Here is an 8,109-nt window from a genome sequence, read left to right as displayed (position 1 = left end):
TTCCCAGGCCAGCACCGGATCGGGCTGGCGGGAGAGGGCGTCGCGCCACAATTCGATTAAGCGTTTACGCACCAGGGGATATTTCAGGCGGTTAGCGCTATAGAGATACCACGAGTAGCTGGCGCCGCGTGGACAGCCACGGGGCTCATGATTTGGCAGGTCAGGACGAGTACGCGGGTAGTCGGTTTGCTGCGTTTCCCAGGTCACCAGCCCGTTTTTAACGTAGATCTTCCAGCTGCATGAGCCGGTACAGTTAACGCCGTGGGTAGAACGCACAATTTTGTCGAACTGCCAGCGCTGACGATAGCTGTCTTCCCAGTCCCGATTGGTGTGCATCACTTGCCCGTGCCCCTCGGCAAACGTATCGCCCTTTTGTTTAAAGTAGCGAAAGCGGTCTAACAGTTTACTCATGACATAACTCCTGCTTCGATAATATTGCCGACGGTGAATCGAACTCCAGGCCTGATCCGACCTACCTAAATGTCCGATCCTGCGGTATCCATTTTGTTATTTTTTTTGTGATTTACGGCCATAGACCAACCAGGTCACCAGCACGCAGACGATGTAAAACACGAGGAATATTTTCATGGCACCCACCGGAGAGCCGGTCAACGCCAGCGATGAGCCAAACGCTTTAGGAATGAAGAAGCCCCCCACTGCGCCAATAGCGGAAATAAATCCCAGGGCGGCGGCGGTATCGGTTACCGCTTCCCGCTGAGCCTGTTCTTCGGTACCACCATGCAGCTTCACCCGATAAATTGTGATTTTGCGAAAGATCACCGCAATCATCTGGAAGGTTGAACCGCTGCCCAGACCCGCGGTCAGGAACAAGCCCATAAACACCAGGTAAAACGCGATAAAGCTACCTTCGCCCGAGCCGGGCAAAGTGAGAAACAGCAGGGCGCTGAACAGTGCCATAAAGATGAAGTTAATTAAGGTGACACGCACACCACCAAACTTGTCAGAGATAACACCACCCGCCGATCGTGCAAGCGCGCCGATGAAGGGGCCGAAGAACGCCAGTTGCAGGATATTCACGTCGGGGAACTGGGTTTTCGCCAGCATGGCAAAGCCTGCCGAAAAACCGATAAATGAACCGAAGGTGGCGAGATACAGCAGACTTAATAACCACAGATGAAAACGTTTGAGGACCGGTAACTGAGAGGCAATTGAGGCCTTCGAGCTGGCAATGTCGTTCATTCCCATGCCCGCTGCCACGGTGGCTATCAGCAGCAACGGCACCCATATCCATGCGGCATTGGCCAGCGACAATAACGAGCCGTCAGCTTGCGGTACGCCCTGTACGCCCAAAAAGGTAAATATGGGCAGAAAGATCACCAGTGGCGCGATCAACTGCATCACGCTGACGCCGAGGTTGCCGAGACCACCGTTAACGCCTAATGCGCTACCTTGCTTCGCTTTGGGGAAGAAAAAGCTGATATTGCCCATGCTGGAGGCAAAGTTAGCGCCAGCAAAACCACACATCAGCGCAATGATTATAAATACTCCAAACGGAGTAGCGGTATTTTGCACGGCAAATCCGAGCCAGACGCAGGGAATAACCAGAATAATCGTGCTAAAAATGGTCCAGCGACGACCACCAAATATAGGTACCATAAAGGAGTAGGGCACGCGTAATATTGCACCAGAAAGAGATGGCAATGCCGTTAATAAAAACAGTTGGTCGGTGGTGAAATTAAAACCAATTTTATTCAGATTGACGGCTACGGCGCTAAACAACATCCAGACGCAGAACGCAAGCAGCAGACAACTTACTGATATCCAGAGGTTTCTGCGCGCAATGTGCTTGCCTTTATTTTCCCAAAAGCCGGGGTTCTCTGGTTTCCAGTCAGTTAAAAGATAACGATTATTTTTCTCATTTGATGATGACATATTATTCTCCATGCACATGCCGTTCATGAAAAAGAAATAAACGCATGCAGCGCCGCGCGGCTTCTTTTTAGAAACTATTGAAAAGTTTTAGGAATATTGACTGAAAGAATAGATAAAAAAGCGCAATAACGCGGCGTGATGGGAGAATTACACGTTGCTTAAGTGTTACTAATTGTAAACATAAAAGATGTATTGTTAATCCATCTATTACATCAAATAAATAACTCCTGCGTTATCATACGATCAAGATGACGATCGAATGCAGGATCGGCCATTTCCTCAATACCTAATATGTACATACCATCCAGGCCGCAGACTAATGCGATTAAGCGCCATGCGACGTCGGCGGCATCAGGCGCGGATGAGAACTCACCGGCTTTCTGTCCTTGTGTAATGATGTTGGCGGTTTCTTCGTGCCACATTCGCATGGTCAACAGGTAGGCGCTTTTAATTTCCGGATCTTTACCCGCAACAACCTGTGCTTCACGCCATAGCTTAATATAGGGTTCCAGACCACCATCTTCACTGCCTAGCATCGCATGCAGTCGCTCACGGAAACTGGCGTCTTCGCTGACCAGTTCGGCATCAAGTAGGGTGCGGATAAGGCGCACAAATGCCTGGGATTTGAGTTCGCCGGCAGAGGCGAAATGGTGATGTACCTGGCCCGTCGCGACGTGAGCTTCTGCAGCAATGCGTCGAACCGTCATGGCGGAAAATCCTTCTTCAAGTGCGACACGCATTGCTGCTTGCAGAATCACTTCCCGACGTTCATCCCGATTTAGATAGCTCATCATTCCTCCTGTACCCGTATAGATCGCAGTCTAACAAAAAGTTGGACATATGTTCAATTTTCCGTAGGATCGCTAAAGCTGGACATGTGTCCAGTTTTGGTTTCGTTAGGGAGTTTTATGTTTCGTCAGTGGTTAACGTTAGTCATTATTGTGCTGGTCTACATCCCTGTTGCGATTGATGCAACGGTGCTGCACGTTGCCGCGCCCACGCTGAGTATGACGCTGGGTGCCAGTGGCAACGAGCTGCTGTGGATCATTGATATTTATTCCCTGGTAATGGCCGGAATGGTATTGCCAATGGGTGCGCTGGGGGATCGCATCGGCTTTAAACGTCTGCTGCTGTTAGGCGGTGGATTATTTGGTCTCGCATCGCTGGCGGCCGCTTTTGCTCATAGCGCAAGCTGGCTGATTGCCACCCGGGCGGTATTGGCGATTGGCGCGGCGATGATTGTTCCGGCAACGCTGGCGGGTATTCGCGCCACGTTCTCTGAGCAACGGCATCGAAATATGGCGCTCGGCGTCTGGGCAGCGGTCGGTTCCGGCGGTGCGGCGTTTGGCCCACTGGTTGGCGGGATGCTGCTGGAGCACTTCTACTGGGGGTCTGTATTCTTAATTAATGTGCCGATTGTCCTGGTGGTAATGGCTTTAACCGCACGCTTAGTGCCGCGCCAGGCCGGACGTCGCGATCAATCGTTAAATTTTGGTCATGCGATCATGCTGATTGTTGCCATTCTGCTGTTGGTTTACAGCGCTAAAACCGCGCTGAAAGGGCATACGGCGACCGTTGCCATCACCCTGACGCTGTTAACCGGCGCTTTACTGTTGTGGCAGTTTGTCCGTATCCAGCTTGCGGCAGCCCGCCCGATGATTGACATGCGTCTGTTCACGCATCGCATTATCTTGAGCGGTGTAGTGATGGCGATGACCGCGATGATAACGCTGGTGGGTTTTGAGTTGCTGATGGCTCAGGAACTACAGTTTGTTCACGGTTTAACACCATATCAGGCTGGATTGTTTATGCTGCCTGTGATGCTGGCAAGTGGTTTCAGCGGACCGATTGCCGGTATGTTGGTTTCACGCCTTGGATTACGTTGTGTGGCAACGGCGGGCATGGCACTGAGCGCCGTCAGTTTTTACGGCCTGGCGATGACGGATTTCAGTAGCCAACAGGTACAAGCCTGGATTTTGATGGCTTTGCTCGGTTTCAGCGCCGCCAGTGCGCTCCTGGCTTCAACGGCGGCTATCATGGCAGCAGCGCCGGCGGAAAAAGCCGCGGCCGCTGGCGCCATCGAGACAATGGCTTATGAACTGGGGGCAGGACTTGGGATCGCTATCTTTGGCTTACTGCTGAGCCGTAGCTTTTCTGCATCGATTCTGCCGCCAGCCGGACTTAATCCGCAGGAAGTAGAACGAGCCACATCGTCAATGGGGGAGGCGGTACAACTGGCGCACTCGCTCCCGTCGTCACTGAGTGAGGCATTGCTGACGGCTGCCAGAGAAGCGTTCACCTGGTCACATAGCGTGGCCTTAAGCAGCGCCGGCAGCATGCTTATCATATTAGCGATAGGAATGTGGTTCAGTCTGGCAAAGGTACAACGTTAATAACTAGTGAGCTAAATGACAGGGGTAATCCATCTCTTCGACTTCTTTCCCACTCAGTCGAGCGTATTGCCCCGTCAGTCTCCAGAACGCAGGTTGCGTTTCCGTATAGATCTCTGCCGCTAATATCAGGCGGCGGCGATCTACCTCATTAAGTTCCAGAAGTGTCCATGGAATAAAGTAGCGATCGCTGTCCGTCAACGTAAACCACAGTGGGCATCCGCAGCCGGAACAGAAGAACCGTTCACCACGATTTGAAGAAGGAAAGTGCGAAGGTTCTGCCGATTCTGGCGACATCAGCGGGTGAGCGCTGGCTTCCAGATACATGGCGATGCCGCCTGACCATTTCTGACACAGCGTACAGTGGCAGGCATAGACATCCAGCATTTCGACGTCAACGGTAAAATGACTCTGTCCGCAAAGACAACGACCAGTGAATGTCTGCACGGCATACTCCTTATGACCGAGTCTACATTAAGAGAAAAAGCCAGCCCTTGGAGGACTGGCTTTGTATTCAGACTACAACAAAATTAGAACTGGTAGTTCAGACCAACAGCCACGATGTTGTCAGTTGACACTTTCGCTGCATTGGTGAAGTTGTTGTCATCCAGCAGGTTGATTTTGTAATCAACGAAGGTGGACATATTTTTGTTGAAGTAGTAAGTAGCACCCAGGTCTACGTATTCAACCAGATCCTGGTCGCCGTAACCGTTGATGTCTTTACCTTTGGATTTCAGGTAAGCAACGGACGGACGCAGACCGAAGTCGAACTGGTACTGTGCAACAACTTCAAAGTTCTGTGCTTTATCTGCAATACCAGTAACACCGGAGCCACCATAGGTGGTCATGTTGCGGGTTTCGGAGTAGGTGGTTGCCAGGTAGATGTTGTTCGCATCATATTTCAGACCAGCAGCCCATACTTCAGCGTTTTTACCGGAAGCCATGAAACCGCCGTTACCTACAGACTGTTTGTCGGTACGGTCAGATTTCGCATAGGTAGCACCTACGCCAAAGCCTTCATACTCATAAGTAGTAGACAGACCGAAGCCGTCACCGTTAGCTTCTTTCAGGTTGTCACGGTCATTTTTGCCCTGATACTGAGCAGCAAAGTTCAGACCTTCAACCAGACCGAAGAAGTCGGTGTTACGGTAGGTTGCAACGCCAGTAGTACGGCCAGTCATGAATACGTCAGTCTGGGTCCAGGTATCACCACCGAACTCAGGCAGGACGTCGGTCCATGCGCCGATGTCGTATGCTACGCCGTAGTTACGACCGTAGTCGAAAGAACCGTATTCAGCGAATTTCAGACCAGCGAATGCCAGACGAGTTTTGTCGCTGTTGGAACCACCGGTGGATTCAGTGCGGTTACCTTTGAATTCATATTCCCACTGACCAAAACCAACCAGTTGGTCATTGATCTGAGTTTCGCCTTTGAAGCCCAGACGCGCGTAGGTTTTGTCGCCATCGCTGCCGTTGTCGTCAGAGAAGTAATGCTGAGCGTGAACTTTACCGTAGATATCCAGTTTGTTTGCGTCTTTGTTATATACCTCAGCTGCGTTTACCGCACCTGCCGCCAACAGGCTAGTCACTGCCACTGCAACTAATTTAAGTTTCATTCTAAATAATCCTTATAATTTTTTCTTGGTGTGTTTCCTAAACCATTGCTAAACGAAGGGGTTCGTCAATGGCAAACTATTTTTAAATGACGCAGTGGTATAAGTTCAATAATAAGTTTCATAATATTGCGAAATATTTGAATTTGTGTGATCCAGATCTACATAATATAGCTGATTGTATTAATCTTTATATGTGACAAATCTGAATGGGTATATTTACGTAGGGGACTATTGTGCCGTCTATGGTTTAAATGGCGTTAGTCACGCAGGTATAATATATACATACTGAGGAATATAGATAAGCATGCAATATTTTCGGGAGTTAATTAATCACCAATTATTTAACATTAAATTAAACAAAAATAAACATAAACCACAAGTGGAATGAACATTTATTATTCATTAATTTGATTACAGTGTAGCCGGGTTTCAGATTTGCGCGATAAAACCCGGATTTTTTTTCAGGCGCGGCGTGTTGCCAACCAGCAAAGTAGCGAACCCGCACAAACCATCAATGCACCCTGCCAGAAAGATAGCGACAACGGGGCGCTGAGTAACACAGCAGCCAGAGCAGAGGATAGCACTGGGGTAAAATAGGAACCTACGGCCATGATGGTCACGTTGCCATGCAAAATGCCAATATTCCACGCCGCATAGGCAAATCCTAACGTTAATGCCGCTGAGAACATTTTAATAGTCACCGAAGTGCTGAAATTCATTTCTGGTTGCGGAGTCATAAAATAGTAAACCCACAAACTTGCAGCCGTTAGTAAAACGAATACGGTAATACCGTTAAAGCCTTTTGCGTATTTATTGGTCACCGTGCAATACGTTGCCCAGATAAATGCGCCAAGAAAGGCGAGGAAATAGCTCAGCGGGCTGCTGGCAACGTTGTTTATAATTTCACCAGGATTAAGGCCATTTTCGCCACCCAATACCCAACAAACCCCGGTCAATGCGATAATTAATCCAGGGATCACCAGCCAGGTTGTTTTTTGACCATTAAATAAAATAGCAAACAATATCGTCAGACTCGGCCAGAGATAATTGACCATACCGACTTCAATAGCCTGGTGACGAGTAGCCGCATAACCGAGAGCCAGCGCTAAACATATTTCATAGGTAACAAAAAGCACGCTACCCGCGATTAAATAACGCACAGGAATTTTTCTGATATTCGGAAAGCCGACGGTAAAAATCAGCAACAGGCCACTTAACGAAAAAATCATTGCTGCGCCACCCGCAGGACCCAGTCCTTCACTCACCCCACGCATTAGCCCGACCATCGTGCTCCAGAGCACGATGGCAATGAGCCCAATTAACGTCGCTTTTTGTTTTGTCATTCTGATTGTCTGTCCATGGTGCTGGCAAAAATTTAAGCTGAAATTTATAGCACTTTTACACCGTAGCGCGCTAACTAATTACCTTTCACCTACCCCCTTATGGGTACAAAGGTTAAACAAAGTGCACTATTTAGTAGCGGAACCGTTTCGTTATTGATTTGACGCAAAAAAAATATGGATATAGCTGATAGTTTCGTCGCGAAGTTGTACATGTCATCTTTCAATTATGCCGCGCTGGCGCGATCTGAGAGATGTCCTGTACGAATCCCTGCAAAAAAGAGGAAAGCAATGGACGTCAGCCGCAGACAATTTTTTAAAATCTGCGCGGGCGGTATGGCGGGAACAACAGTAGCTGCTCTGGGTTTTGCACCCAAAATGGCACTGGCTCAGGCGCGAAACTATAAGCTGTTACGCGCCAAAGAGATTCGAAACACCTGCACATACTGTTCCGTAGGTTGCGGGCTATTAATGTATAGCCTGGGAGATGGAGCAAAAAACGCCAAAGAGTCGATTTACCATATTGAAGGGGATCCGGATCATCCGGTGAGCCGTGGGGCATTATGCCCTAAGGGCGCAGGATTACTGGATTACGTGCACAGTGAAAACCGTCTGCGTTACCCGGAATACCGTGCACCAGGTTCCGACAAATGGCAGCGTATCAGCTGGGATGAAGCATTCACCCGTATCGCGAAGCTGATGAAAAATGACCGTGACGCCAACTTTATTGAGAAGAATGAGCAGGGCGTAACGGTAAACCGCTGGCTTTCAACCGGGATGCTGTGTGCATCTGCGGCAAGTAATGAAACCGGCATGCTGACGCAAAAATTTGTGCGCTCACTCGGCATGCTGGCAGTAGACAACCAGGCG

General features: G+C 49.3%; 8 protein-coding genes. 2 read left to right on the top strand and 6 right to left on the bottom strand.

Annotation, left to right across the window (positions count from 1 at the left end; all coding sequences use genetic code 11):
* The 3 genes from FDW94_RS24425 to FDW94_RS16945 form a co-directional block, all read right to left on the bottom strand.
* A partial coding sequence (locus FDW94_RS24425; protein ID WP_249358586.1) for a nitrate reductase occupies positions 1 to 411 on the bottom strand: 411 nt, incomplete at its 3' end.
* Positions 412 to 507: 96 nt separating this feature from the next.
* Complete coding sequence (locus tag FDW94_RS16950) at positions 508 to 1,893, bottom strand: NarK family nitrate/nitrite MFS transporter (protein ID WP_008784805.1); 1,386 nt, start codon at positions 1,891 to 1,893, stop codon at positions 508 to 510.
* Positions 1,894 to 2,105: 212 nt separating this feature from the next.
* Positions 2,106 to 2,684, bottom strand: a complete 579-nt coding sequence (locus tag FDW94_RS16945; RefSeq protein WP_057068227.1) for a TetR family transcriptional regulator — start codon at positions 2,682 to 2,684, stop codon at positions 2,106 to 2,108.
* 117 nt (positions 2,685 to 2,801) lie between these two features.
* Between FDW94_RS16945 and FDW94_RS16940 the strand changes: the two genes are divergently transcribed.
* Positions 2,802 to 4,286 (top strand): MFS transporter, encoded by a 1,485-nt coding sequence (locus FDW94_RS16940; protein ID WP_137377933.1) that lies wholly within the window; start codon positions 2,802 to 2,804, stop codon positions 4,284 to 4,286.
* Between the two features lie 3 nt (positions 4,287 to 4,289).
* Here the strand turns inward: FDW94_RS16940 and FDW94_RS16935 are convergent, their stop codons facing one another.
* The 3 genes from FDW94_RS16935 to yddG form a co-directional block, all read right to left on the bottom strand.
* Positions 4,290 to 4,670: a GFA family protein gene (locus FDW94_RS16935; RefSeq protein WP_088732456.1), complete on the bottom strand. Its 381-nt coding sequence runs from the start codon at positions 4,668 to 4,670 to the stop codon at positions 4,290 to 4,292.
* Positions 4,671 to 4,813: 143 nt separating this feature from the next.
* A complete protein-coding gene (gene ompD / locus FDW94_RS16930) occupies positions 4,814 to 5,899 on the bottom strand; it encodes a porin OmpD (RefSeq protein WP_137377932.1) in 1,086 nt (361 codons plus the stop codon).
* A 461-nt stretch (positions 5,900 to 6,360) separates the two neighbouring features.
* Positions 6,361 to 7,242, bottom strand: a complete 882-nt coding sequence (gene yddG / locus FDW94_RS16925; RefSeq protein WP_048214181.1) for an aromatic amino acid efflux DMT transporter YddG — start codon at positions 7,240 to 7,242, stop codon at positions 6,361 to 6,363.
* 288 nt (positions 7,243 to 7,530) lie between these two features.
* Between yddG and FDW94_RS24420 the strand changes: the two genes are divergently transcribed.
* Positions 7,531 to 8,109 (top strand): molybdopterin-dependent oxidoreductase (locus tag FDW94_RS24420; protein ID WP_249358585.1); only part of this gene is annotated, 579 nt, incomplete at its 3' end.

Source organism: Citrobacter sp. wls757 (assembly GCF_005280935.1).
Taxonomy (GTDB): Bacteria; Pseudomonadota; Gammaproteobacteria; order Enterobacterales; family Enterobacteriaceae; genus Citrobacter; species Citrobacter portucalensis.
The sequence above is the reverse complement of the archived record's forward strand: the minus strand, read 5'-3'. Positions and strand labels throughout refer to the sequence as shown.